Source organism: Paraburkholderia sp. RL17-368-BIF-A (assembly GCF_046054045.1).
Lineage (GTDB): Bacteria > Pseudomonadota > Gammaproteobacteria > Burkholderiales > Burkholderiaceae > Paraburkholderia > Paraburkholderia graminis.
The window spans coordinates 174,037-197,099 of the sequence record NZ_JARESN010000010.1; the positions used below are offsets into that span (position 1 = coordinate 174,037).

Consider the following 23,063-nt stretch of genomic DNA (forward strand, 5'->3'; position numbering starts at 1 on the left):
GCCTTGGCCGGGCGCGGTCTTCGCGGTTTGTCAGCCGTTGGACCTTCGCCATGCGCTCAGATGACGGATAACGGCCTGCGAGTCGCCGTTCTGCTCGTGAAGTCGCGTCAGATGGCGCAAGGCTTCTTCGTTCCGCGAGTTGATCTCAAGGCAGCGCGCATAAGCCGCCATAGCCTCGTCAACACGCCCCAGTTCTTCCAGCAGGCCAGCGTAATTCAGCGCCGCCTGGTCGTTCTTTGCGTTGATTTCGACGCAACGCAGATAGCTGGCAGCGGCGTCTTCAAGGCGCCCGGTTTCTTCGAGCAGCACCGCGCGGTTCGCGTGCAGTAGTTCTGCGTCCGCGAAATGTTGCAGCGCTTCATCGAACACTTGCAGCGCGTGTGCGCAGCGGCTGTGGTCGGTTGCAAGCAGGGCGCCGAGGTTGTTGTAGGCGTGGAAGTCAGGCTCCGGCGAGAGCTCAATCGCCTTGCGGTACGCGGCCTCTGCGCCGACAGCGTCGGTCGCCTGTAACTGCTCGGCAAGCGAATACCAGTCTTCGGCCTGTTTCCTCCGTGCACTCACGCTGGCCGGCGCATTGTCGAGAAACGTCACGTCGCCTTTCACTTCCGCGATTTCGAAGTCCAGAAGCAGCTGGCCAGAGACGGCGTCCCACTGCGCGTCTCCGGTCGCCACGGCCACCGCGTCGCCGACTGCCGTAATACGCACGCCCGTTAGGGGCGCGGCATCAGGCAACTGATCCTTGATACGTGAGAGCGCCTTGAGAATTCGTCGAGGCGGTATCCGCGAACCGCGCAGTTTCAACGCCGTGCGCAGCAGCACCACATCACGGAAGGTGAAGCGCAGATCGTTACGCGCGCCGTGCGACGGCTGCACAAAGCCGGCGCCGACCAGGGTCCGCAGGGCGCTGCGCGAGACCCCGAGAAGCGATTGCACTTCCCGTAGCGAAAAGGTGTGCACGGTCGAGCGGCCCGTCACCGCCGTGCCCGCGTTTTAGTGGGCGCGGCCACGGGCTCTTCGGTTTTTTCTGCCCGCTTCACCGTCTTGCGTGGCTTCGCGGGGAGCTCGGCGACAGGGGCTGGTGACTTCGCACGCGAAGGCGATGCGGTGCGCTTTGAGTTTCTTGCTAGGCTTGCGCGCAACGCTTCCATCAGGTCGATCACCTGGCCGCTGTCGGCGGCCGCATCTTCCTGCGGCGTCACAACCTGTTTGCCCTCGATCTTCCCGTCGATCGCTTCGAGCACGCGCTTCTTTTCCTTATCCTCGTATTTTTCCGGCTCATAGCGCTCGGTTTCGCCCTGCTCGATGATCTTGAGGGCAAGCTGCAATTCATTCTCGGTGATGGGTGCGTCCTCGATGTCCAGGTCCTTTAGTGAGCGAACAGCATCGCCCCACAGCAGTTGCTGAAGGATGAGTCCGTCGTCGGTTGCCCGCACCTGCACCATATGGGTCTTGGCCTTCCAGTTCCATGACGCAAGTGCACATCGCTTGCTCGCCAGAAGGGCCTTCTTCAGCAGACAGTATGGTTTGCCGCCCCGTTTGTCGGGCGCGACGAAGTACGCCTTGTCGTAGTAGACCGGGTCGATGGACCGGTCAGGCAGGAAGGCCAGAATCTCAACGATGTGACTGGGGCTTTCCTCGAGCGCCTTCAGTTCGTCCTTTGTGAAAACGACGAACTTGTCTTTCTCAAACTCATAGCCCTTCTGCATTTCGACGCGTTCGACCACCTTTCCCGTGGCTTTCGACACGTATTGCTGCTGGACGCGGGAGCCGTCCGGAGCGAGCAGATTGAAGCTGATTGTCTCGGACGCTGAGGTCGCCGAATACAACCGCACGGGGATGGACACCAGTCCAAAAGAAAGCGAGAGCGATGCAATTGAACGGGCAGCCATGGGCGTCTCCCGATGAACAGAAGAAAAGGCGGCGCTTGAGCGCAGGGCCATGAAAACAGATTAGCACTCGTTTGTGGGCCGGCAAGCGGCCACATTTAGCAGGTAACGTTCCTGCTGCCCCGGGCGCGGCAATTGCTGCGCCGGTCTCATCACTCAAACGAAAGGAGAGCCGAAATGGCAGACCAGCATAAACCGGGAGAGATCGTTAAGACATCCGGGATCTACAAAGTCGTGAAGGACGGCGGTGACGGATCGGAATTTGAGGTGACGTGCGTCGAAGGCGAACATTTCCCACCAACCCGTTCTGGAAAAGGTGCGCACTACGAACTGGTTCACGGTGCGACGCATTCGCACAAGCACAGCGAGCTTGGCAGCGGTGACAAGTAGCGTAGAGGTCAGTTAGCAACAAGACCAGTCTTCAGCCGCATCGGCGGGTTCGGATGCGCATTTTTGTCGGAGGTGACCTATAAAGAGGAGGTCACGTCCGGGAGGCGCCATGTGGATATGCAACGGCTGTCAATTGCTGAGGACGCTCGAGGTGGCTGAACCTAACATGGACGACGAAGGACTTTACTTCACCTGCCCAGTTTGTCACCGTCGCAATCCGCTACTCGCGCTGCCACGCGATGGTCCCGACGATCCCCTTGAACTGGAGCAAATCCGCGAGTAGATGACGCGCGACGGCTCCTTGCCGTCTCACTGTCGATTCGCTGGAGCTTACCGGTCAGCGACTTACTGGTAGCTGAGGACAGCCAGACCGTTCGCGTCGCCTGTATTCGCGAGCTTGGCGCCGTATGCAACGGCGATCAGCGGCTTGCACACGTCGGAACCCATCGCACGCGTGATGATCGATACACCGCCGCCCAATGCCAACCCGTTCGCGAAGGCGCTCGCCTTGGTGATCGTCGCCGCGCTGTCCGAACCGATCGACACGGTGGCTGAGAAATTCTTCAGGCTGAGCGTCGACAGGCCGAGCGTCGCCGTGACCGACTGCAACGAACCGGGCGTGACGCGGCCAGTAGAAGACGTCGGCGCCGTCGCCATGAGATTGCTGCAGGCGAGGGTGCCCGAAGCACCTATGCGCGCCGCATCTTGACTATGAAAAACTGAATAGCGAGTTGCGAACGTCAAGGGGATGGTCTACGCTTGGATTCGTATGATCAAAGGTCGCCAAGAAGACTCGAACATCGATCGTTGCCACCAACACTGAACACTCTTTTGAGGGCGTATGAGTCTTAATAAAGACGACGCAATTATCAAATCTTTCATCGACGCGGCGCAACAAGACCTACACAGTGCGTTCGGTGACATCGAGGCAAGGACTTTACAAGCCTGTGACTCTTGTTCGAGCGCACAAGAGTGTTCGGACAAAATCAACGCTATAGCCAGTGCAACATCCAATGTCTTGGAAACTCTCACCGATAAGATTCAATCTCGATCTACTGCGATCTCCGACAAAAACTCGAACTACGTTAATGTGCTAATGGTTTTGACGGACGTCATCGTTGATAACAACGCCAAAACAATGCCCGCATTAATGGTCGCGTTAATAGATTACGCTTCCGAGATTTTGGGAACCGACGGCATTGAAGGAGCCGAAATTTTTCCTGATCGCTTGAAGGAAGTGTTGGATGGCTCTTTTGTGCCGTTCTATGCCAATTCGGCACTTTTTTTTGGCTGGCTAGAACTGCAGCCGACGCCGGTCTTCGTAAGTTGAGAACGCCGTTGTGTCGGGTGCTTACAGCGCTCAAAGCACTGACCGACAAGGGCGATGGGTTTTCAGGCACACAACGTTGATCTATGCCGGCAACGCCGACCTTTTTTGCGCCGTACGCGACCGCAGCGGCTCTACCTGGCCTGGATGCGCTCGTCAGACTCACAGAGCGTCGATGCTGACATCAAAAAAGCCGTTGCATCCGGTGCAGCGGAACAGGCGTCGCCTCAGTTGCGCAGCTGTTTGCGTCTTTGTTCTTTTGAAACCGTGCGGTCGCGCCTTCACCTTCTTCCGACAGTGAGGGCATTTCATGACTGGCCACGGAGCTTTGAGGCCGAGGCGCACACGACTTTCGTAATCGCCTGTCGGATCAAGCGTCACCAGCCATTCGCGAGACCTGCTCACCCACGCCTTAACCACCTCCGGGGTCGTGCCCAGTTGCTGCGCGGCGTATGCGAGCGTTCTGTGCTGGGAAAGCAGTGGAAGAAATTGGTAGAGCATGTCCTTGCGCACAATCTTGGCCAGAGGAGTGCGGCTTGTCCGCGTGTACAGGCGAGCACAGGCACGGCACTGGAATTGAGGCAGTGGCGACACGGCGCGCCGGCCCGAGGCAAACCGCGTGTTGCCACTCCCGCAGTTGGGGGCAGGGCGGTGGTTCGGTACTGTCAGATAAGGCTCTGTCAATATGACGCTTGAGAAATCACGTCAGTTGTTTGTCTTCGACATGTCGGCGCGGCAACGGACTGTTGTGCCGCAGCGGGGCCGCGAAATCAAAACGATCCGCATCGACACGCGAGACGACTGGTGAATCGACTGGCAGAGGTTCGCGCCGAGGTTCAGTCCTGACGAACGCGGTTCCAATGCGGGGTAAATCGGGAGCAGCGACCCCTGCCCGGCGGAGGCGGTCCGCTGCGTTAAGAGCCGGGTCCCCGGTGACAACTACCGGGATTTCGCCGCCTGCGGAGGTCATATCGAGTGGCCAGGAATGCGCGCATTTCGGGCATTTCACCTGCCGGCGCTCATCGACGCTGAACCCGCCGTTGTGGAGCTCCCCTTGATGTCCGCATTTCGTACAGAAGCCAACGGGCCGGTATTTCAGTCCTAGCCTGACGAATGGCGTCCAGTGGCAGTCTGGATCGTGGAGCGCGATCAGTTGTCGGAAACGCATCAGCCAGTTCGAGACCGCGCTGTATTCGATCTGTAGACGGCGCGACGCTTCCTCGAGCGGCAGCGGTTGAGACAGTAGCCGAAAGAACGCTGGCATTTTTGAGGCGAAGCGCAGCCGTGCGACAGGGCTGCCTGTCAGTCGCGTGTACAGTCGCCGGCAGTCAACACAACGGAAATACGGCAACGGATGATGAGGGTTGGCTCGCTGGTGCAGGCGGCCGCGAGCGTCGACGCAGTGCGGACACGGTGGCACAGGTCTCTCATCTAACGAATGCAGCTCGTCCCAAAGGCTCGTGATGAATGCCGTAAGTGCTGGATTCTCGCTGTCGCCGTAGTCCCGGTATCGGCCGCGGGTGAGCGGGTCGCGAGCGTCAAACAGTACGCCCGGTGTCGCCGCTCCGATGTGGCTTTTGAACGTTCGGCGCTTGGATTCTTTTTTCGCGGGCATCACGCTTCTGGCTGTATCAATGCCTGAGATTCTAGGGCATAGGCAACTAGGACTGAATGGTCGTCAAGGAGCGGAAGCGCAACTCAGGCGGTGCGCAAGGTCGCCGTCATCGAACGGCGTCCGGACAGGGGAAGTCCTGATAACCGTCGTCCATCGAGTAAGCGCTGTAATCAGGGTGCGATTGGCCGACGACTCGTCCTGGCTCGGGCACAAACGGGTCCTTGCAGAACCCGAGTCGGGTCTTGCGCGTTACCAGCCGGTTCGTGCCCAGCATTTCGCCGATGTATTGGCCGTCAGGGCCGTATATTTCGTTACCGATAAACCGACCCACGTGCCGTCCGTCAAGAGTCCACAGGTTATCGCCTTTCCGATAACCGAAGCTTTTGCCGCCACATGTCCATAGCCAGTCGACCATTTGTCCCTCTTATAAGCCACATCTGGGGAATGCACACTTTCACTTTGCTCGGGGAATGTCGCATCGCGGAGACGGATCGTCCAGCCACTCAAGTAAGGACGGTCGGAAAGTAAACGAAGGGTGAGCAAGCCAGTGTGCGACGGCGTCGCGAGCTTCCGGGAGGAAGTCTTCCACCTCAAATGGCTCAGCAACAGCCCCTGTCTCGTCCTCTGACAGGCGCGCGCCAGTCAATCGGCTTCCGTCCCAGTACAAAACGCAGCTTGCGGTGATGTCCGCCGTGGTACCAGGAGGGTGGTCACGCAGCAGCATTGCGACGTTTGCGCAATCCCGCTTCAAGTCAGCGCCCATCGACACTCGCCGGAAATTGCCCCGTCCCAGGGCCGCGGTCACGTATCCCGTCCTTACAAAAGCGAAGGCGCGCGGACCGAGCTCGTCTTCGTCGCAACCGCTATATGCGCAGTACCCCAGAACGACGGTGCTATCGACATGCCTAGAACGCCCTGATTTGACGGAAAAAAACGTTGGCCACCGGATGTCCATAGGAAAATCCGCTGGAAGGCAGGATACGCGCGTTCACGTCCATGGTGTCACGTGGCTCGCTGCCAGCTCCTGCCCGCCGTCAGCCGATGCGGTCTGCACGTGTCCGCCGCCCGCTCATTGGCCGGTTTCCGGGGATCAAATTGCCAGTGGCACTGCCTCAAAGCGGCTAGGAACGGCCGTTCGACAACAGGGCTGAATCGCTGACGATGCAGACTGAATGTCGGCTATCTGGACGCTAGAGGGGTGCTCGTATCTGTCACGTTCTTACTAAAGTATTCGAAAGCATTGACGATAAGCAGATGATGGCGCTGTCCAGAGCTGTGCGCCACGCTCCCTCGCGAACAACAAGAACGCATTGAGCCATGACCACGCTATCGTCCCTGAACCTTGCCGCGCCCCTTGTCCCCACCCCCCGCTCCGATTCCGTGAATCCCGCGGTGGCGGTTGACGGCGATGCGCGACGCATGGTGGCGCTCTCGCCGTCGGCCATCGTCACGATCCCTTCCGCGAGCAGCATCACGGTGCTCGATACCTATACGCCGGAAGGCACGCTGAGCGCCGCCATGCCGACGGTGAGCTGGGCCAGCGACAACCGCGACGCGGTAACGCTCAGGATGGCAGGGAACTACGCCGCGCAGACGATGGCGGGGCGCTTCGCCGGGCTCGGCAGCGCGCTGCTCGATCGCTTCAAGGCCATGGGCAGCGATTATTCGCAATCGGTCAGCGTTGGGTCCGCAGGCGTGGGCGGCATTGGACGGTCTTCTCAACAACCCGCCGGCCAGATCGGTTTGACGGTGCGAACGGCGAGCGGCGTGACGGTCGAAATCGCGCTGGGCAGCGAGGACGGCGGCCTTTCGGTCAGCATCAAGAGCAGCGGCGCGCTCAGCGAGAGCGAACGCAATGTGCTGGCAAAGCTTTCAGAGGGTTTCCAACAGGCCATCGACGGTCTGGGCGCCGTGCCACCGAAACTCGACCTGAGCGGCCTGACGCAGTCCGACACTTCGGTGCTCGCTTCCGTGAGCTTTGAATACAGCATAACGGGCGCCGGCAATGCGGACGTCTCGGCAAGCTATTCGCAGGACAGCGCGGCGCGCAGCCTGAGCGTCACGAGCGCGGCGGGAACCATGAGCGTGAAGGTCGATACGAGCCATTCGGCACTTTGGGGAACGAACGCACAACGCGCTGCTTCTGTGGCGAGCTATCTTCAGCAGTTCGACCACGCCAATTCACGCGGGCACGGCAACGCAACGTTGATGTCGATGTTCGAGGACGGATTCGCGCAGATGAACGAGAGCTACGGGACGCCTTCGGTCGAGGTGCTGCCGGGAACGGGCTACGGCCCGGAGCTGCAGCAGTCGGCTCAGGCGATGTTGACGGGACTCGCTGACTTTAGCGCATCGATCACGGACGCGTCGGCGTCGCCCAATCCGATGCGTCCGGGCGAAGTCGACGCATTTTCGTATCAGGTCTCGCAAACGACGCAGCTCGAAGGCTCGCGCTTCGAAGGCAAGATTTCGCAAAGCCAGCGATCGCATCTGGTCGCCAGCTACCATCAGGCGCTTAAGGGCGGCGCCAAACCGGCTCTTACGTCGCTAAGATCCTCGCAGAACTACGATTATGTGCGGATAGACGACTCCGGCGAAAGCGCCGTCCAGCTGGCGATGGAACGTGGCGCGCTGGCACACGCCTCGCTGCGTCAGACTTCGGACCAGAGCACACGTCATTCGAAGTACGAGCGAGGCGTGCTGACTTCCGACCTCGCCACACCGGAAGAGACATCCCGTTCAACGGAGCTGCTCTCGTTGCTCGAGCCGCTCATTGACAAGGGCGACGCCGCGCGCAATAGCGCCGAATGGCAGCAGGCGCTTTCCCGCGTTCATCGAATGATCTTGCTGAACGCGTCGAAGTAAGGCGGCTCATTCGCGCGCCGGGAAATATGCATGCCGCATCAGCCGGTCATCGGCGATGAACCGCCACTCGACGCCTCGCGTAAAATCGTCAACAATTCGCGAACCGAAAGAAATGGCCGGAAGGACGGTATTGGATGACGAGGGCGTTAGGCTACCTTCATGAAGTTTGGTATTGCCCGGACGATGCTACGTCGTGATTGGGGCGTACTGGCTGCAACACCATTATTCGGGTCGCATTTACGCCAAGAGTGATCACTGGTTCGGCGTGATCAACCTCCTGTTCCTGCTGGCGATCGTCGTCATTCCTTATCCAATCCGCGTCTGGTGCTTCCACCTCGGCACGGGTTTCGAGTCCGCCGCGTCAGTGACCCTTGTTGCCGGTCTTGCCCTGACCGCCTGCACGTGGATGGCGAAGTGGTTCTACGCAATGCCAGGCCGCCGGCTGATGGACGAACGGCTCGCGCCCGATTTCCTCCAGCAGATGACACGTCGCTACGGCGTCGCGACGCTGCTCCAGATCGCTGCAATTCCCGTCGTCATCGCGGCGTCGCGCATCGGAGTGGCCATTGCACTGCTGTGCGTCGCCTTCTTTCTGCTGCCACAGCCCACGCCGCGCTACAAGCCCAGAGAGGAGCCGAGCGAGGCTGAGAAATTGAACAAGTAGCTATTGCGCGAGGTGAATCCAAAAACATTGACGCTGCGATGCCGCTCAGAACGCCATGAACAGACTGCGCAACACGACTTGCGCGTCGGTGAAGTTCTTCACATCGTCCATGACTTGCTGTGTTTTAGGGCTCGCCAGCGCGTCATGGACGCCTTGTTCCGAGGAAAAGGTGTAGACGCCAATGGATTTCCAGCCATCGGCTTCAGCGTAAGGAAAAAACGCCTCCGCAGATTGCATCCCGTACTCTTCCCAGCATGAGCGCGCCAGGTTGAAGTGATCATTCGCGTAGTAATCCCGATCGAACTTCGTGTTGGCGTCGCCGGTGCAGACCACGATCATCTTTGTCATATGCCTTTCTCTCTCCATTACCGTCATAAGGGCAACGTCGCCCGGCCCGCCATCGTTGTAGGGGGAGGGCTTTTCTGGACGCTCTGATAGATTTTGCCGTGGGTGCAACGCCCAGGGAGGTCAGTTGTCCTCTCAGGACATCCACTCAGGCGCTGATGCCGCCATCGACGAGAATGCCGGAACCGGTCACATAAGCGGCACCAGGTCCGGCAAGGAAGGCGACTGCCTCGGCAACCTCCCAGGTCTTGCCATAGCGGGCAATTCCCAGGTTCGGAAGAATGGAAGGCGCGAGCGGGCCGTCGGCGGGATTCATGTCGGTGTCGATCGGGCCGGGGCGCACCAGATTGACGGTGATGTCACGAGGGCCCACTTCACGCGCAAGACCGCGGGTGAAGCTCTCCATCGCCGATTTGGTGGCCGAATAGACGGCTATGCCAGGAAACGGGACAGACAGGCCTGCGTTGCTGCCGATAGTGATGATGCGGCCGCCGTTTGGGAGGTGCTTCAGCGCAGCCTGGGTCGCCACGAAGACGCCGCGCACATTGACGTTCAACTGCAGATTCATCTCCTCCAGCGACTGCTCGGAGAAGGGGCCGGCGATGAGGACACCAGCGTTGTTCACCAGGATGTCCAACCCGCCAAGATCGGCGACGGCCTGTTCGACCGCGGTCTGCGTGGCGTCCGGGCTGCCGGCATCGGCCTGGATGGCGACGGCCGTGCGGCCCAGGGCGCGGATTTCAGCGGCGAGCGCCTCGGCCTTTGCGGCCGATTTCTCATAGGTGATCGCGACGTCGGCGCCGTCTTCGGCCAGCTTCAGTGCGATGGCCGCGCCGATGCCACGTGCTGCACCGGTCACAAGCGCGCGCTTGCCGGCGAGAGGAAAGGTGGAACTGTTCATGGCAAGAATTTCTATGTTTGGATAATTTCGTATCGATCTTGATTCTTCATGATTCCCGGAGTCTCCAACTTAGTCCGGCTGCCAGTGCCAGTGACGCGCCTATGGCCAATGAAGCCACCGCAAAGCCCAGCTGCACGTCCTGAGCGCTTGCACCATCAGGCGCGATCGCGATGAATAGACCGCCGAACAAGGCGACGCTTACTGCAGCGCTGATCTGCAACGTAGCGCTTACCAGGCCCGAGGCCAGCCCCGCCCAACGTGTTTCCACATGGTCTACGTTCAGGCGCACTAGCGCAGGAAGGGCGATACCTTGCCCGGCGCCAATCAAAAACAACGGCAACGCAAGCCACGACGACGCACCGGCGAACGCCAGCGCTGCGACCATGATCAGACCGAGCACCTCCAGACCCATGCCAAACGCGGCAGTGCGTGTGCCTATACGCCGGGCGATGTACGGGCTGCACAGTGGACCGAGGAAGAACCCGATGCCGAGCGGCACGATGGCCAAGCCGGCCGTCAACGCGTCGTGACGCAGGCTGGCCTGTTCATACACGGCAAACACCAGGAAGAACGCCGCGAGCGCGTAGAAGAAGAACGTTGACGCCAAGCTTTGTCGCAACTTGCGCACGGCTAGAAGCGAGGGCAGAACGAGAGGAGTTCTGCCGGCGCGCTCCTGTGCCTTTTCATACTGCCAGAAGGCCCATAGCAATGGCATGCTCAGGATCAGCGGCGCTATGCACCACCACGGCCAGCGGTGTTCTTGCCCTTCGATGAGCGGAACCACGAGCGCCAGCAAGCCAACCGCGAGCATCAACGCCCCTGGCACGTCCAGGCGAGGCGAACGCTCGGCTCGGCTTTCACGCAGCAGCATCGTTGCAGCTGGAACGGCAACGATGATGATCGGCAGGTTGATCAAAAATACGCTGCGCCACCCCAGTCCCCACGGACTGGCGGAAACCAGCATTCCCCCCAGCAGCTGACCGCCCACAGAGGCCAGGCCGAATGTCGCGCCGTATAGACTCAACGCGCGATTCTTTTCTCTTTCCGGGAAGATGGCGTGTATCGAGGCCAATGATTGCGGTGCCATGATCGCTGCGGAGATCCCTTGCAGCAGCCGGCCGACGACAAGCATGTCCGACGACGGTGCCAGGCCACACCACGCCGAAGCGACCCCAAAGCCGAGCATGCCAGCGATGAATACGCGCTTCCGGCCATAAAGATCGCCGAGGCGACCGCCCAGGATCAGGGTGACGGCATAGGCCGCGGCGTACACCGAGATCACCAACTGCGAGACATCTGAAGATGCTTGCAGGCCCGTACGTATGGTAGGTAGCGCCACGTTGACGATGAAGAAGTCCAAAGGTGGCAGCAGCGTGCCGGTCAACAGCACTGCCAGGGCGAGCCAGCGCCGGGAGTCGGAGGCTGCTGTCCCAGTGATAACAACCTGCCGGGCTTCGGTATTCATATCTTGAGGTTCCAGATCAGACTGGCTTGGGATTGGCGCGCAGTCGGTTCGCGGGGACATCCGTTTATCGAGCCGTATAGTCCTCCGAACAACATTGTTCGAATACTGACGTCCATGTATATTTGCCGTGCAATTTTGTACGGAGATCGGGATGGAATGGAACGACGTTCGCATCTTCCTGGCAGTAGCTCGCAGCGGGTCCTTCGGCGAGTCCGCCCGGATGCTGGATGTGAGCCATCCGACAGTGGGTCGGCGAATCAAGGTGCTTGAGGACGAAGCGAAGCAGCCGCTTTTTCGTCGGACAAAGGACGGACTCGTGCTCACGGACGCCGGGGACACCGTGCTCGCGCTGGCGGAATCCATGGAGGATGCCGCGCTGTCCATGGAAAGGCGTCTGAGCGGCAACAACCAACGCCTCGAAGGCATCCTGCGGATCTCATCGGCGGACTGGTTTGCCGGCTATGTACTGGCTCCCGTCCTGGCCGAGTTGACGCGCCGTCATCCCGCTGTCGTGCCGGAAGTGATTGCAAGCTATCGACTACTCGATCTCTCACGTCGTGAGGCGGACGTCGCCTTTCGCATCGTGCCGTTCAGCGAGCCGGATATTGTTCAGCGCCGTCTAATGCAAATTCAATATGGCCTCTATGCGTCGGCGGCAACCGCACAGGCGTTGCAGGACGATCCGGCATCCGTAGGGCTCATTCTCATGAATACCGCGCAGTCGCACTTTCCCGACGTCAGTTGGGTGCTGGAAAGGTTCCCGCTTTCACGACGAGCCTTCACAAGCACAAATCGAACGGTCCAGGCACAGATGTGCCTGAGAGGGGTAGGTATTGCGGTGCTGCCAAGGCCACTTGGCGATGCAATCTCCGGATTGCATCGCATCGACACGCCCGATCAACCTCCCATGCGGGATTTGTGGGTTGGCTATCATCAGGACCTGCGACACATGGATCGCTTGCGCGCGATGCTGGATATCGCCGAGACGATGCTGTCGGATTCGATGACTGCAGCCCAGTGAGTAAACCGATCACAATGCTGCACTGATAGGTGGCTCAAGCCCGCCGATTATTTGTTGCCGAGTCGGCTGAACGCGTCGACGCGCGAGTACGCCCGCATTTGGGCCAATGAGCTCGTAGGTGAATAACTACGGGTACTGCAGGATGTTGATGATCGTACCGTCGGGGTCTCGAACCATCGTCGACCGTAAGCCGTCTGCAGAGAGAGGCTTGAGTTTCCATTCGAAGACCGCGCCTTCATTCTCGAGGTGAGATGTGACGGCTTCGAGGCTCGATGTGCGAAAAACGATCGCCTTCGCCCCGGTCCGGTCGATGTGCGGCCCCGGCACAATATCCGCGTCCGGATTGCGAACGGTCGTTGCACGCGAAAGAAGTTCGATCCGTATGTCGTCTCTTTCGAGAATCTGGAAATCGGCCTCGAGTGGTTCGATGTAGGTCGAGTATCCTCGACGAAACCCGAAGAGGCGCCCGTACCAGTCTGCGGATCGATTGATGTCAGTCACCGAGACAGCGACGTTATCGAATTCAATCAACTGCTGCGTCGGCAAGCCTGATTTGCTTAGATCAGTCATTCATATTTCTCCACAGGTGGTGCGTCGCGTCACTCGCGACCGCGCACGCTACGAGTCGGTGTGTTTGCGACGGTGCCGGCTTGCGATTTCTTCGTTCGACCACTCGAGAGCTTTGCGACGCGGCCTTCGGGCTCCTTCGATCGTGCGTTCGTGCCGGTTTCGTTCCGCACCAACTCACGTATGCCCGCCGCCGCGAAGCGCACGAGGTCGGAATAGTGCGCCGTCGACTTCCTGGCGCGGTCCCGTGCACCCAGTCGCATCGCCCGGCCATTGAGTGCATGGGCCTGCTGCCGCGCTCCCACCGAAAACAGATACGCCCACACCGCCTGCTCGCGTGCAATGCCAGGCAAGACCGTATGCAGGGCGTCGATGAATCGCTCCGCGATCGGGTCATAGTAGGTTTCGCGAATGCGCCGTGAACGCTCGTCGCTGCCGAGACTGACGGACGCGACGAGTTGCACGTAAAGCGCGAGATTCACCGCATCCTCGCCATGAAAAATTTCCGACAGCGGGGTGAAGGCGATCGTCAGCACGTCTTCGACGGTCGCGGTGCTTTCGCTCGCGAACAGGGCGTCGAGCAGCTTGCCACGGTGCTGATTGATCGCCGACGACCGTCGCTCGAACACGGCCTCGTAGAGCTTGTCCTTGGTCGCGTAGTGATAATGCACGAGCGCCTGCGCGACGCCCGCTTCCTCTGCGATGTTCCGCATGCTCGCGCCGGCGTAGCCGTGCTCACCGAACACCCGTTCGGCCGCATTCAGGATCGCGGAGAGGCGGGTGCCCGGCGCGTGCTCTGGTTCCTGAACACTGTTGCCCGTGCGTGCCGACACCTTCTTTTCGCGTTCTGTCTTCATCCAGGCGACTCCCTCACCGTACTATTCGATCGATCAGTCAGTATATCGCGATCCTCATACGACGCGATATACCAGGCAGCCCACACCGTTATCCGAGAAATTCCGGCTCAGGCAGTCCTTTCACGCCGGGACGTACCGCGAGCACATTGCCCGCGAGCGGTTGCTGCGCGAGTTCCTTCTCGCTCATGCGCCGGCGCGCCGTAGTGATAAAGAGGGTGTCGAGATCGGGACCGCCGAAGCACAGGCTGCTCACGCGTCGCACCGGGAGATTGATGACCATGTCGATTCGTCCGCGCGGGTCGTAGCGCGTGACGCACCAGCCGTCCATGTTCGCGCTCCAGAAGCACCCGTCGGCATCGACGGTCGAGCCGTCGCAGATACCACGTCCGAGCGGAACTTCGGCGAACTTGCGGCGGTTATAGATGGCGCCGTCGACGGAGTCGTAGTCGAACACGTCGATCTGGCAACTGAACGAGTCGGTCATGAACATCAGGCGGTTATCCGGGCTAAAGCTCAGCCCGTTGATGCACGTGATGCCTTCCATGATGAGTTTCGGCTTCAGATCGGGATCCAGCCGGAACAAACGTCCGCGTGGGGTGTAGGCGGCCGCTTCCACGGTGCCCGACCAGTAGCGGCCGTGCCTGTCGCATTTGCCGTCATTGAAACGGTTCTTCGGACGCTCGGCATCGGGACGCGCAACTTCGGTCAGCTCACCGGTTTCGGGCGAGAAGAAGTAGAAGCCCGAGCGCATGCCTACGATCAGGCCGCCTTTGGCGCGCAGGCCGATGCTGCCGATCTCTTCCTGCATCAGCCAGCTCTTCTTGGCGCCGCTTGAAATGTCGAGGCGATGGATCGATTGACCGATCCCGTCCACCCACCAGAGAAGTTGCGTTTTCTCATCCCAGATGATCGACTCGCCGAGCACATCGGGCGTGGAATCGACCACATCGATGACCGAACCTACCATATCGATCGGTCTGGTAATACTGCTGACAGTCATGCTGCCTCCTTGATTTGTGAAGTGATGCAGATAGGAAGAATCGGGTCCCGCTCAGGCGGCCACTTCTCTCATGCGGGCGATGCCTTCCAGCGCGAGTCCGTATCCGAGCACGTCGTGCAGTCGTGCTTTCAGTTCCTGGTTCAGGCAGGTGCGTGTATAGCGTCGCACGAGACGCGGCTGCTTGAGCATCAGCCTGGCGAGTTCGCGGGCGCGCGCCAAAAGTTCGGCCGACGGCAGCACTTCGTTCACTAATCCCATTTCGAGCGCCGCGCTGGCGGGAATGCTCTGACCTGTCAGAAGAAAGTAATGGCCGCGCGCGCGACCCATCAGCAGCGGCATGATCAGATGCATGCCGTCGCCCGGCACCATGCCTCCCTGGAAGTGTGCGGTGTCCTGGATCGTCGCGGTGTCGGATGCGAGCACGATGTCTCCGAGCAGCGGGATCTCTGCATGCCGCACGGCCGGGCCGTTGATGACGCTGATCACCGGCGCCTCGATGTTGAGCAGGTTGATGAGCAGATGCTTCGCTTCCCAGTAGATCGGATCGTAGACCGTGGGCGTCATCGAATTGCGGTTCTGATGCATGCCGGGCGCAATGGCCGGTCCGCTGAAGGCATCGCCCGTGCCGGTCATGATCACGACCTCGTTGTCCCGATCGCGTCCTACATCGAGAAAAGCCTGCTCGAACTCGCGATGGGCTGTCAGATTCCATACCAGTGGCTCGCCGTGCGTGTGGAAGTGCATCTCCAGTACGCCATCGGTACGTGTCATGCGGATGGTCTCGAATTTGTCTGAGTACTCGTTGAAGGTGCTCACGGCTCTTTCCTCTGATGAAGGTTGAAAAGTCCCTCTGACGCCTGTCGCAAACGTGTCGCTGTTCGCGAGGCGAGGTGTTCAGCTGCCGATACTACGCCTGACTGATCGATCAGTCAACAAGGGAAAGTCCCCGGCGAAATCGACCATGTTTCGGGTTGACCGGAAGTTGGCTCGTCGGCTACTGTGCTGACTGTTCGATCGATCAGTTTTCGGCGCGAACGTTCCGCCGCCTTCGGGCGCGCCCCCCAAAAAGAGCAGACGCCGCCGGACCATCTGCGCGCCGACAGGCTCAAGGAGACAGCCTCATGAAACGCTTTCCGTCATTCACGTGCCGTTCCATTCCACTTCATTGAGAGGGTCATCATGTCGCGCAAAATCGCTCTCGATGTACACGCCCCCGCTCAGGTAACGGCCCCGGAAGACGCGCAGCGCGCGCTTTACCTCAAGGTCGCGATGCGGCTCGTGCCGCTTCTGATCGTCTGCTATGTGATCGCGTATCTGGACCGCATCAACGTCGGCTTCGCGAAGCTGCAGATGCAGGACGCGCTCGGCTTCAGCGATGCCGTGTACGGACTAGGCGCGGGAATATTTTTCATCGGCTACTTTCTGTTCGAAGTGCCGAGCAATCTGCTTCTGCAACGCATCGGCGCACGTAAGACCATCACGCGCATCATGGTCCTATGGGGTCTCAGCGGCTGCGCAATGGCGACCGTATCGAGCCCGACCGCGTTCTACGTACTGCGCTTTCTGCTCGGCGTGTTCGAGGCGGGCTTTTTTCCCGGCGTCGTCTACTTCCTGAGTCAATGGTTCCCGCGCAACCGTCGCGGGCAGATTCTCGGTCTCTTCATGACCGGATTTCCGATCGCGGGGATGATCGGCGGCCCGGTGTCTGGTTGGGCGATGTCGCGGCTCGCGGGCGTTGCGGGTCTGGCGGGCTGGCAGTGGCTCTATATCGTGGAAGCGGCGCCGGCGGTGCTGCTTGGCATCGTGACCTGGTTCACCCTTTCGGACGACATCGAGCGAGCGAAATGGCTCACCGAACCGGAGCGCGACACCTTGCGCCACGCACTGCGCGACGACGGCCGCGAAGCCGACGCGGAACACGCCGCGCAGTTGCGGCAGGTCATCGCCGACCCGAAGGTGTACGTGATCAGCTTCGCCTATTTCACCTTTATTTGCGGCACTTATGCGCTGAGCTTCTGGGTGCCGACGGTACTGAAGAGCGCAGGCGCGACGAGCGTGGAGCGCATTGGCTGGCTCTCGGCCATTCCGTACGGCATCGCCACGATCGGCATGGTGCTGATCTGCCGCAACTCGGACAGGCTTCTCGAACGTCGCTGGCACGGCGCACTGGCGGCCCTGGCGGGCGCGACCGCACTTTCACTGCTGCCGCTTCTGGCGCATGATCTGACTGCGACCATCGTGCTCCTGACGATCGCATCGACCACGGTGTTCGTCACGATTCCGCTGTTGTGGTCGCTCGCGTCCGACTATTTCGCCGGGTCGCCCGCCGCTGCTCCGGCGATCGCATTCGTCAACAGCCTTGGTCTGCTCGGCGGTTTCGCCAGTCCGTTCGCGATGGGCTGGCTCAAGACGCTGAGCGGCACACTCGACAGCGGACTTTTTCTGATGACGACACTGCTGGCGCTCGGCGCATGCGCGATGCTCTGCGTGCGCGTGGGACGCCACGCGAGCCGATGAGCAACCAACGAACGGCGAGGTCCGGGCAATCGGGCCGTCGCGCGACAAACATGGAACAGACTTTCAAGGACGCGTCGCCGGGCAGCCTGCTCGGGGAGAACGTGGCGCGTCTGGACGCAGCGCGCTTCGTTTCGGGGCGCGTCGATTACAGTGCCGATCTCATTCCCGCAGGCGCGCTCCATCTAGCCATCCTGCGCAGCGCTCACGCGTGTGCGACGATCGTCTCGATCGACCTCTCGGGTGCGCTCGCCATGCCGGGTGTCGTCGCGGGCCTCACGGGAGAAGACGCAGCGCGCATGAGCGATGCAATGCCGCCGGCCATGGATCTTCCCGCACAAGGCGCACGCGGGCCTTTACAAAGTCGTTGCCTTGCACTCGAGCACGCGACGTACTTCGGCCAACCGGTCGCGGCGCTCGTGGCGACGTCGGTGCACGACGCGCAAGCCGCGCTCGCGAAGATTCGCGTCGAATACGAAGTGCAACCGGCAACCGCGAACGCGCGCGACGCCCTGCGCGAAGGTGCGCCGGTGGTTCAGCCCGGCTGGGATACGAACCTGTTCGTGCGCGACCGCATTCGTTCGGGGGACGCCGATGCTGCATTCGAGCGCGCGGCGCACATCGCACGAGGGGAACTGACGGTCGGCCCGTCGACCAGTGCACCAATGGAAACGCTGTGCTACGTCGCCCAGTGGGACGCGCACGGCGAACGCTACACGTTGACCGGCACGTTCCAGAACCCTCATACGAGCCGCTGGCTGATTGCAGCGGCCTTGCGTGTGAAGGAGTCGCAGGTCCGCGTGATCGCGCCGCGCATCGGCGGTACGTTCGGGCTGAAGATGGCTGGGCATCCCGAAGAAGTGCTGGTCGCGCTGTTCAGCCGGATCACGAAACGCCCGGTCGCCTGGGTCGAGGAACGGCGCGAAACACTGCTCCCCGGTGCGCGTTCGCAGCATCACAGCTATGAGATCGCGGCGGATGAGCAAGGCAGGCTCATCGGCTGGCGTGACCGCATCATGGTGGATGTCGGCATCATCGGCGCCGGTCATAGCTGGGCGATGGCGCTCGTCACGCCGGCCGTGTTTCCGACCGTCTATACGATTGAGCACTGCGACGTCGAGTGCTCTCTCGCGATCACCAATCGACCGCCCTGGCAAGCCATACGCGGTTACGGCAAAGAGATCGGCAACCTCGTGCTGGAACATGCAATCGATCGGCTGGCCCGGCAAACTGGCATGGATGCAGTCGAATTGCGGCGTCGCAATCTGGTCGCACGGGACGCCTTGCCGCGTTTGCTGCCGTCCGGGCTGAACGTGGATAGCGGCGACTATCCGGGCGGCCTTGAGCAGTTGCTGACGATGTTCGATTACGAGCAATGGCAGGAGCGCGCAAGCGCAGCGCGTACCAGCGAGCGTCGCATCGGTATTGGCATTGCGTTCGAACTAACGCCGGAAGGCGGGGCGCGGCCCGGTAACTTTCCCAATGGATACGAGACATCCACCGTTCGCATGATGCCGTCGGGGGACGTGCAGGTGCTGACGGGCGTGACGTCTCCGGGCAGCGGCAGCGATACCGGCATTGCGCAGATGGTCGCCGGTGAACTCGGCCTGCGCGCGGACCAGGTCAGCGTGATCGAGGGGGACACAGACGTGACGCCGCTCGGCACCGGCAACGCGAGCAGCCGTGCGCTGATGTACGGCGGGACCGCCGCGTATCTCGCCGCGCAGGAGTTGCGCGCACGGCTCTGTCAGTGCGCCGCCAACCTGCTCGGCGGTGCGCCCGAAGACATTTCACTGCGCGACGGTCATGCGTGGCGCGAGTCGAACGCCACGAGGATCGCAGTGGCCGAACTCGCGCTCGGGGCGCATCTACGGCCATTCACCGTGGCAGCCGGCGTGACGCTGCCGCTCGAAGTGACGCGCAGCTTCGCGCCGCAGAATGTGCGCGTGGAGCCGGATGCGCAAGGCCGTATCGCCACATACCCGACGTTCTCATATTCCGTGCATGCCGCGGCGCTCGAACTCGACACGGCGACTGGCAATAGCAGGCTGCTCGACTATGCCGTGGTGCACGACTGCGGCGCAATGGTCAATCCGGCGCTCGTCGAAGCGCAACTTAGAGGGGCGGTCGTGATGGGCATCGGCGTCGCGCTGTGGGAACTGATCAAGTTCGATGAACATCAACGCATGATCACCGATCGCTTCAAGAGTTATCTATTGCCTCGAGCTAACGATCTTCCGCCCATTCGCGTCGGACATCGCGTGACGCTGAATCCGTTTCATCCGCTCGGCATGAAGGGCGCGGGCGAATCGGGGCTAGGCGGTGCGCTCTCAGCGGTGACCAATGCCGTGGCGAATGCACTCGGTGACGACGCGCGCCTGACGCACGTGCCGGCGACGCCGGCGCGCGTGATGGCGTCCCTCGAGGAGCGACGCGCGTGATCGGCCATTACTTCGATTTTCACCAACCGAGGGACCTCGACGAAGCGGCTGCCTTGCTAGCCGCCTTTCGCGAGGATGCCTCGGTGCTCGGCGGCGGCACGATGCTGGTGCCGTCGATGTCGGCGAATCTCGTGTGTCCCGGACATGTCATCAGTCTCGGTGCGCTCCGTCTGGATGAAATCGCGCTCGACGATATGCATCTGCACATCGGCGCGATGACGACCTATGCGCAATTGCTCGCTTCACCGCTCGTGGCACGCCAGGCGCCGCTGCTTGCGGCGATGGCCGCGCAGGTCACGGGCGGTGCATCGATCGTCAATCAGGGCACGCTCGGTGGGGCAGCAAGCTACGCGAATCCTTCGTCCGACGCACCGGGATGTCTCGCGGCGCTCGAGGCAGAGTTCGAATTGCGCTCGTCACAGGGCGTGCGTCATGTCGCTGCGCGAGAGTTTTTTATCGACGCCTTTTGCACCGCGCGCCGCGCAGACGAGTTTCTCATTGGCGTACGCGTGCCGCGCGACACGACGCTCGTCGCCTGTGAGTATCAGAAGTACAAGGCGAGTGCGAGTTCGTGGCCCATCGTGACCGTTGCGTGCTCCCTGCATCGGGGCGAGCAGATCAGTGTGCGGCTTGCAGTCGGCGCGGCCGGCCGACGGCCGGCGTATCGCCGCTTCGCGATCGACGAACAGGTTTTGCTCGCGCCCGATGCGTTTATCGAGCATGCGGCAACGAGTGCGCAAGATCTTGTCGGCGAAGGCTGGAGCGATGAACTCGCGGACGCGGACTATCGGCGCGCCGTTGTGCCTGGCGTCGTGAAACGGCATTTACGCGTCCTGCTCACGGGAACGAAGACATGAAAGGAACGATCGAGGTGCGGCTCACGCTCAATGGCGAGCCGCGGTCTGAACGAGTGGACTCGCGACTGTTGCTCGTCGAACTCATCCGCGATGCACTCGATGCGAAAGGCACGCGCATCGGATGCCTGACCGGCGATTGCGGCGCGTGCACGGTCTTGATCGACGGCGAGGTAAGGAAGTCCTGTCTTGTGCTTGCGGCGTCGATATCTGGAAACGACGTGCGGACGATCGAAGGCCTCAGCGGAATCGAGGCGCTGCAGGAGGCGTTCATTGCGGAGAACGGGTTCCAATGCGGATTCTGCACGAGCGGCATGCTGATCGCGGCGGCGGACCTCCTGAGGCACAACTCGTCGCCGAGTCACGAAGAGATACGTCACGCGATCAGCGGCAATCTGTGCCGGTGCACCGGCTACGAGAGCATCGTCAATGCGATCCATCGTGCGGCGCATGGCGAGAGTATGCGCGCGCCGGCCGACGACCCAGGCTAGCAGCGTTCTCGCGGTCTACATCACTGTACCGATCGGTCCGCCGCGATAAACGGTGAAGCCGCGAGACCCGCCTGAATCTGGTTTCGGCGCCCGCGACATCACCGGTGCGATGCATCCGATCGACGCCGCCTTTCACGCCTTAGTCACTGGAGAACAGCATGTCGAGAGATGCCACCGTCACGATCTATGTCACCTACGAAGGCAAGGCCGGTGCGCGCTTCGATCGCGCGTATTACGTCGACCGTCATTTGCCCCTTGTGATGCATCACTGGTCGCGCTACGGCCTTGTCGAGGTCGCGGCCTTTTTCCCCGCCGAGCAGCAGGCCGGAACGCTTGCGATCTGCGAATGCAGGTTTCGTGACGAAGCATCGGTCGATGCGGCTTTTACGTCGCCTGAAGCGCCCGCCGTGATGGCCGACGTGACACGCTTCACGGATATTGCACCGCGCCGCGTGCGTGCGACAGCGCTATAACGAGGCACCTGCGAAGCGAACTCGGACGCAGCGCTCACTTCTTTCCTCGGATGGTTCATCGGGCAGTCCAGGCGACGCCCGACACGCGCGTTGGCTGACACGGTTCGTCTGAAACGCAGGCTGAAGCAGCGTCGTCTCATGTTAGGATCGACAAGCTCAATCGTGTGCAACCTTTGTGAACCGCCCCCGAAACCGAACTGATCCGCATGCCCATCAATTATCTTCGCGGTTTCACGGCGCCTGAGCGCAGCGACGTCGCGAATCGTCGCCTCGGGCGATCGCTCGCGTTCGTCGCTGGAGCAGCCAACGCTGGCGGATTCCTCGCTGTGGGTCAGTACACCTCACACATGTCCGGCATTGTTTCGTCGCTTGCCGATAACGTCGCGCTTGGCGACTTGCAGGCAATGGCCGACTCGGCGCTTTCCTTTTTCAGGGACGACTACAAGGACGAGGACGCGACGATTTTCGATTTCGCTGGCTTGTTGCGCACCATTACCGACGACTATGGTGACCAGGGTCAGCGCGTCTTTTACTCCGGCCCCGATCGCCTCGCGTTCAACGGACGTCCATTTTCATTGAGGCGGGCCTGCATGAACCTCGTCGACAATGCGTTGAAGTACGGCAACAGCGCGGAACTGCAACTGATCCATTCAGCGACGCAACTCGTTGTCGAAATCAGCGATCAGGGCCCCGGCAATCCTATTCACGCGCTCGAACAGGTATTCACGCCGTTCTTTCGCCTCGAGCAATCTCGAAACCGCGGCACGGGAGGGATGGGCTTGGGACTGACGTCGGCGCGAGCTGTCGTTCGTGCTCATGGCGGCGATATCGCGCTTCGCAACCGTGAGTGTGGAGGATTGCAGGTCAGAGTGACGCTGCCGCTGGTATCGTAAGCGGTGGTGATGCCGGAAGCACGCTCCGCCCTGTGCGTTTGGCTTAGAGCACCGGCGGCTTTTTGTCGGCGCAGTCGAGAGAGCGTGACCGCGGTCGTTCGTGAGGCGGCCGATTTCGGAGCTGCGGTTGCCGGCTAAGACAAGCGACGGACGCCAGTCGGGTCGCCAACGTGTGCAGTTCCACCGGCGCACATTCTTGACGGCGCTCTACCGGTTCTCCGCGGCCCGGTGAGGGGCCTGCTGTTGTACGTATTGTTTGGCAACTGTCTGCACACGAGACATGCGCCGACCGCAACGACCACCGCATGGTTGCCCGCGTAGCGTCCTGCGACCGCATCTTTGCGCCGCCCTTCACGCGTCGTTCATAGCCAATCCGTGCCTGCCAGTGTGAAAGCGAGCGTCGTTGCAATGAAGCGATTGTCGTCGGACCAGCTTTCATTCGCGGAAGTCTCAGATTGGATTTCCGGACGCGGCGCGCTCTTGCACCGCCTTGA

General features: G+C 61.1%; 24 protein-coding genes and 1 pseudogene. 12 read left to right on the top strand and 13 right to left on the bottom strand.

The window, feature by feature from the left end:
* Positions 1–30 precede the first annotated feature (30 nt).
* Together P0D87_RS18960 and ku are read right to left on the bottom strand one after the other, a co-directional pair.
* A complete protein-coding gene (locus P0D87_RS18960) occupies positions 31–975 on the bottom strand; it encodes a MerR family transcriptional regulator (RefSeq protein WP_082367167.1) in 945 nt (314 codons plus the stop codon).
* Positions 972–1,889, bottom strand: coding sequence for a non-homologous end joining protein Ku (ku, locus tag P0D87_RS18965; RefSeq protein WP_053860859.1), 918 nt, complete (start codon positions 1,887–1,889; stop codon positions 972–974). Before ku ends, P0D87_RS18960 begins: the two co-directional genes overlap by 4 nt.
* Before the next feature lie 174 nt (positions 1,890–2,063).
* Here ku and P0D87_RS18970 point away from each other — a divergent pair, with 174 nt between their 5' ends.
* Positions 2,064–2,276, top strand: a complete 213-nt coding sequence (locus P0D87_RS18970; protein WP_053860289.1) for a hypothetical protein — start codon at positions 2,064–2,066, stop codon at positions 2,274–2,276.
* Positions 2,277–2,621: 345 nt separating this feature from the next.
* Here P0D87_RS18970 and P0D87_RS18975 read toward each other — a convergent pair whose 3' ends face one another.
* Positions 2,622–2,933 carry a hypothetical protein gene (locus P0D87_RS18975; RefSeq protein ID WP_053860290.1) on the bottom strand — a complete coding sequence of 104 codons (312 nt, stop codon included), beginning with the start codon at positions 2,931–2,933 and terminating at the stop codon, positions 2,622–2,624.
* 184 nt (positions 2,934–3,117) lie between these two features.
* Here P0D87_RS18975 and P0D87_RS18980 point away from each other — a divergent pair, with 184 nt between their 5' ends.
* On the top strand, positions 3,118–3,606 hold the full coding sequence (locus tag P0D87_RS18980; protein WP_053860291.1) for a hypothetical protein: 489 nt from the start codon (positions 3,118–3,120) through the stop codon (positions 3,604–3,606).
* A 159-nt stretch (positions 3,607–3,765) separates the two neighbouring features.
* Here the strand turns inward: P0D87_RS18980 and P0D87_RS18985 are convergent, their stop codons facing one another.
* From P0D87_RS18985 to P0D87_RS18995, 3 genes are all read right to left on the bottom strand, one after another.
* A complete protein-coding gene (locus P0D87_RS18985) occupies positions 3,766–4,104 on the bottom strand; it encodes a DUF746 domain-containing protein (protein ID WP_082367168.1) in 339 nt (112 codons plus the stop codon).
* A 199-nt stretch (positions 4,105–4,303) separates the two neighbouring features.
* Positions 4,304–5,218: a DUF746 domain-containing protein gene (locus P0D87_RS18990; protein WP_082367169.1), complete on the bottom strand. Its 915-nt coding sequence runs from the start codon at positions 5,216–5,218 to the stop codon at positions 4,304–4,306.
* A 106-nt stretch (positions 5,219–5,324) separates the two neighbouring features.
* Positions 5,325–5,633: a hypothetical protein gene (locus tag P0D87_RS18995; RefSeq protein ID WP_149029244.1), complete on the bottom strand. Its 309-nt coding sequence runs from the start codon at positions 5,631–5,633 to the stop codon at positions 5,325–5,327.
* Between the two features lie 902 nt (positions 5,634–6,535).
* Between P0D87_RS18995 and P0D87_RS19000 the strand changes: the two genes are divergently transcribed.
* Together P0D87_RS19000 and P0D87_RS19005 are read left to right on the top strand one after the other, a co-directional pair.
* Positions 6,536–8,083 carry a hypothetical protein gene (locus P0D87_RS19000; RefSeq protein ID WP_053860292.1) on the top strand — a complete coding sequence of 516 codons (1,548 nt, stop codon included), beginning with the start codon at positions 6,536–6,538 and terminating at the stop codon, positions 8,081–8,083.
* A gap of 193 nt (positions 8,084–8,276) precedes the next feature.
* Positions 8,277–8,747 (top strand): TMEM175 family protein, encoded by a 471-nt coding sequence (locus tag P0D87_RS19005; RefSeq protein WP_006047407.1) that lies wholly within the window; start codon positions 8,277–8,279, stop codon positions 8,745–8,747.
* Between the two features lie 45 nt (positions 8,748–8,792).
* Here P0D87_RS19005 and P0D87_RS19010 read toward each other — a convergent pair whose 3' ends face one another.
* From P0D87_RS19010 to P0D87_RS19020, 3 genes are all read right to left on the bottom strand, one after another.
* Complete coding sequence (locus P0D87_RS19010) at positions 8,793–9,095, bottom strand: EthD family reductase (RefSeq protein ID WP_006047406.1); 303 nt, start codon at positions 9,093–9,095, stop codon at positions 8,793–8,795.
* Between the two features lie 145 nt (positions 9,096–9,240).
* Positions 9,241–9,993, bottom strand: coding sequence for an SDR family oxidoreductase (locus tag P0D87_RS19015; protein WP_006047405.1), 753 nt, complete (start codon positions 9,991–9,993; stop codon positions 9,241–9,243).
* 46 nt (positions 9,994–10,039) lie between these two features.
* Entirely contained in the window at positions 10,040–11,458 is a 1,419-nt protein-coding gene (locus P0D87_RS19020; protein WP_006047404.1) for an MFS transporter, read from the bottom strand.
* Positions 11,459–11,609: 151 nt separating this feature from the next.
* Here P0D87_RS19020 and P0D87_RS19025 point away from each other — a divergent pair, with 151 nt between their 5' ends.
* The gene (locus tag P0D87_RS19025; protein WP_053860293.1) at positions 11,610–12,479 is read left to right on the top strand and encodes a LysR family transcriptional regulator; all 870 of its coding nucleotides are present in this window, start codon (positions 11,610–11,612) and stop codon (positions 12,477–12,479) included.
* A 126-nt stretch (positions 12,480–12,605) separates the two neighbouring features.
* On the opposite strand, the gene P0D87_RS19030 is transcribed toward P0D87_RS19025, so the two are convergent.
* The 4 genes from P0D87_RS19030 to P0D87_RS19045 all read right to left on the bottom strand — a co-directional run bounded on the left by P0D87_RS19030 (position 12,606) and on the right by P0D87_RS19045 (position 15,719).
* On the bottom strand, positions 12,606–13,049 hold the full coding sequence (locus P0D87_RS19030) for a VOC family protein (protein ID WP_006047402.1): 444 nt from the start codon (positions 13,047–13,049) through the stop codon (positions 12,606–12,608).
* A 29-nt stretch (positions 13,050–13,078) separates the two neighbouring features.
* Positions 13,079–13,903 carry a TetR/AcrR family transcriptional regulator gene (locus P0D87_RS19035; protein WP_006047401.1) on the bottom strand — a complete coding sequence of 275 codons (825 nt, stop codon included), beginning with the start codon at positions 13,901–13,903 and terminating at the stop codon, positions 13,079–13,081.
* A gap of 88 nt (positions 13,904–13,991) precedes the next feature.
* The gene (locus P0D87_RS19040; RefSeq protein WP_006047400.1) at positions 13,992–14,903 is read right to left on the bottom strand and encodes an SMP-30/gluconolactonase/LRE family protein; all 912 of its coding nucleotides are present in this window, start codon (positions 14,901–14,903) and stop codon (positions 13,992–13,994) included.
* Positions 14,904–14,954: 51 nt separating this feature from the next.
* On the bottom strand, positions 14,955–15,719 hold the full coding sequence (locus P0D87_RS19045) for an enoyl-CoA hydratase/isomerase family protein (protein ID WP_053860294.1): 765 nt from the start codon (positions 15,717–15,719) through the stop codon (positions 14,955–14,957).
* A 363-nt stretch (positions 15,720–16,082) separates the two neighbouring features.
* On the opposite strand from P0D87_RS19045, the gene P0D87_RS19050 reads away from it, so the two are divergent.
* The 7 genes and pseudogenes from P0D87_RS19050 (at position 16,083) to P0D87_RS19080 (ending at position 22,569) form a co-directional block, all read left to right on the top strand.
* Positions 16,083–17,420, top strand: a complete 1,338-nt coding sequence (locus P0D87_RS19050) for an MFS transporter (protein ID WP_053860295.1) — start codon at positions 16,083–16,085, stop codon at positions 17,418–17,420.
* A gap of 50 nt (positions 17,421–17,470) precedes the next feature.
* Positions 17,471–19,858, top strand: a complete 2,388-nt coding sequence (locus P0D87_RS19055) for a xanthine dehydrogenase family protein molybdopterin-binding subunit (RefSeq protein WP_053860296.1) — start codon at positions 17,471–17,473, stop codon at positions 19,856–19,858.
* Complete coding sequence (locus P0D87_RS19060; RefSeq protein WP_006047396.1) at positions 19,855–20,715, top strand: FAD binding domain-containing protein; 861 nt, start codon at positions 19,855–19,857, stop codon at positions 20,713–20,715. Before P0D87_RS19055 ends, P0D87_RS19060 begins: the two co-directional genes overlap by 4 nt.
* On the top strand, positions 20,712–21,203 hold the full coding sequence (locus tag P0D87_RS19065) for a (2Fe-2S)-binding protein (RefSeq protein WP_006047395.1): 492 nt from the start codon (positions 20,712–20,714) through the stop codon (positions 21,201–21,203). The genes P0D87_RS19060 and P0D87_RS19065 overlap by 4 nt, the downstream gene beginning before the upstream one ends.
* Positions 21,204–21,361: 158 nt before the next feature.
* Positions 21,362–21,676, top strand: coding sequence for an EthD family reductase (locus tag P0D87_RS19070; RefSeq protein ID WP_006047394.1), 315 nt, complete (start codon positions 21,362–21,364; stop codon positions 21,674–21,676).
* A 206-nt stretch (positions 21,677–21,882) separates the two neighbouring features.
* A pseudogene (locus P0D87_RS19075) lies at positions 21,883–22,104 on the top strand (DUF1275 family protein); the annotation flags it as partial.
* Positions 22,081–22,569 carry an ATP-binding protein gene (locus P0D87_RS19080; protein ID WP_321175889.1) on the top strand — a complete coding sequence of 163 codons (489 nt, stop codon included), beginning with the start codon at positions 22,081–22,083 and terminating at the stop codon, positions 22,567–22,569. The pseudogene P0D87_RS19075 and the gene P0D87_RS19080, both read left to right, overlap by 24 nt.
* Positions 22,570–23,063 lie beyond the last annotated feature (494 nt).

What these genes read in the sequence shown, in the direction of transcription:
- ku (WP_053860859.1), bottom strand. Translation starts at nt 1,889, where the DNA reads ATGGCTGCCCGTTCAATTGCATCGCTCTCGCTTTCTTTTGGACTGGTG.
- P0D87_RS18970 (WP_053860289.1), top strand. Translation starts at nt 2,064, where the DNA reads ATGGCAGACCAGCATAAACCGGGAGAGATCGTTAAGACATCCGGGATC.
- P0D87_RS18975 (WP_053860290.1), bottom strand. Translation starts at nt 2,933, where the DNA reads ATGGCGACGGCGCCGACGTCTTCTACTGGCCGCGTCACGCCCGGTTCG.
- P0D87_RS18980 (WP_053860291.1), top strand. Translation starts at nt 3,118, where the DNA reads ATGAGTCTTAATAAAGACGACGCAATTATCAAATCTTTCATCGACGCG.
- P0D87_RS18985 (WP_082367168.1), bottom strand. Translation starts at nt 4,104, where the DNA reads ATGCTCTACCAATTTCTTCCACTGCTTTCCCAGCACAGAACGCTCGCA.
- P0D87_RS18990 (WP_082367169.1), bottom strand. Translation starts at nt 5,218, where the DNA reads ATGCCCGCGAAAAAAGAATCCAAGCGCCGAACGTTCAAAAGCCACATC.
- P0D87_RS18995 (WP_149029244.1), bottom strand. Translation starts at nt 5,633, where the DNA reads ATGGTCGACTGGCTATGGACATGTGGCGGCAAAAGCTTCGGTTATCGG.
- P0D87_RS19000 (WP_053860292.1), top strand. Translation starts at nt 6,536, where the DNA reads ATGACCACGCTATCGTCCCTGAACCTTGCCGCGCCCCTTGTCCCCACC.
- P0D87_RS19010 (WP_006047406.1), bottom strand. Translation starts at nt 9,095, where the DNA reads ATGACAAAGATGATCGTGGTCTGCACCGGCGACGCCAACACGAAGTTC.
- P0D87_RS19015 (WP_006047405.1), bottom strand. Translation starts at nt 9,993, where the DNA reads ATGAACAGTTCCACCTTTCCTCTCGCCGGCAAGCGCGCGCTTGTGACC.
- P0D87_RS19020 (WP_006047404.1), bottom strand. Translation starts at nt 11,458, where the DNA reads ATGAATACCGAAGCCCGGCAGGTTGTTATCACTGGGACAGCAGCCTCC.
- P0D87_RS19025 (WP_053860293.1), top strand. Translation starts at nt 11,610, where the DNA reads ATGGAATGGAACGACGTTCGCATCTTCCTGGCAGTAGCTCGCAGCGGG.
- P0D87_RS19030 (WP_006047402.1), bottom strand. Translation starts at nt 13,049, where the DNA reads ATGACTGATCTAAGCAAATCAGGCTTGCCGACGCAGCAGTTGATTGAA.
- P0D87_RS19035 (WP_006047401.1), bottom strand. Translation starts at nt 13,903, where the DNA reads ATGAAGACAGAACGCGAAAAGAAGGTGTCGGCACGCACGGGCAACAGT.
- P0D87_RS19040 (WP_006047400.1), bottom strand. Translation starts at nt 14,903, where the DNA reads ATGACTGTCAGCAGTATTACCAGACCGATCGATATGGTAGGTTCGGTC.
- P0D87_RS19050 (WP_053860295.1), top strand. Translation starts at nt 16,083, where the DNA reads ATGTCGCGCAAAATCGCTCTCGATGTACACGCCCCCGCTCAGGTAACG.
- P0D87_RS19055 (WP_053860296.1), top strand. Translation starts at nt 17,471, where the DNA reads ATGGAACAGACTTTCAAGGACGCGTCGCCGGGCAGCCTGCTCGGGGAG.
- P0D87_RS19065 (WP_006047395.1), top strand. Translation starts at nt 20,712, where the DNA reads ATGAAAGGAACGATCGAGGTGCGGCTCACGCTCAATGGCGAGCCGCGG.
- P0D87_RS19070 (WP_006047394.1), top strand. Translation starts at nt 21,362, where the DNA reads ATGTCGAGAGATGCCACCGTCACGATCTATGTCACCTACGAAGGCAAG.
- P0D87_RS19080 (WP_321175889.1), top strand. Translation starts at nt 22,081, where the DNA reads ATGGCCGACTCGGCGCTTTCCTTTTTCAGGGACGACTACAAGGACGAG.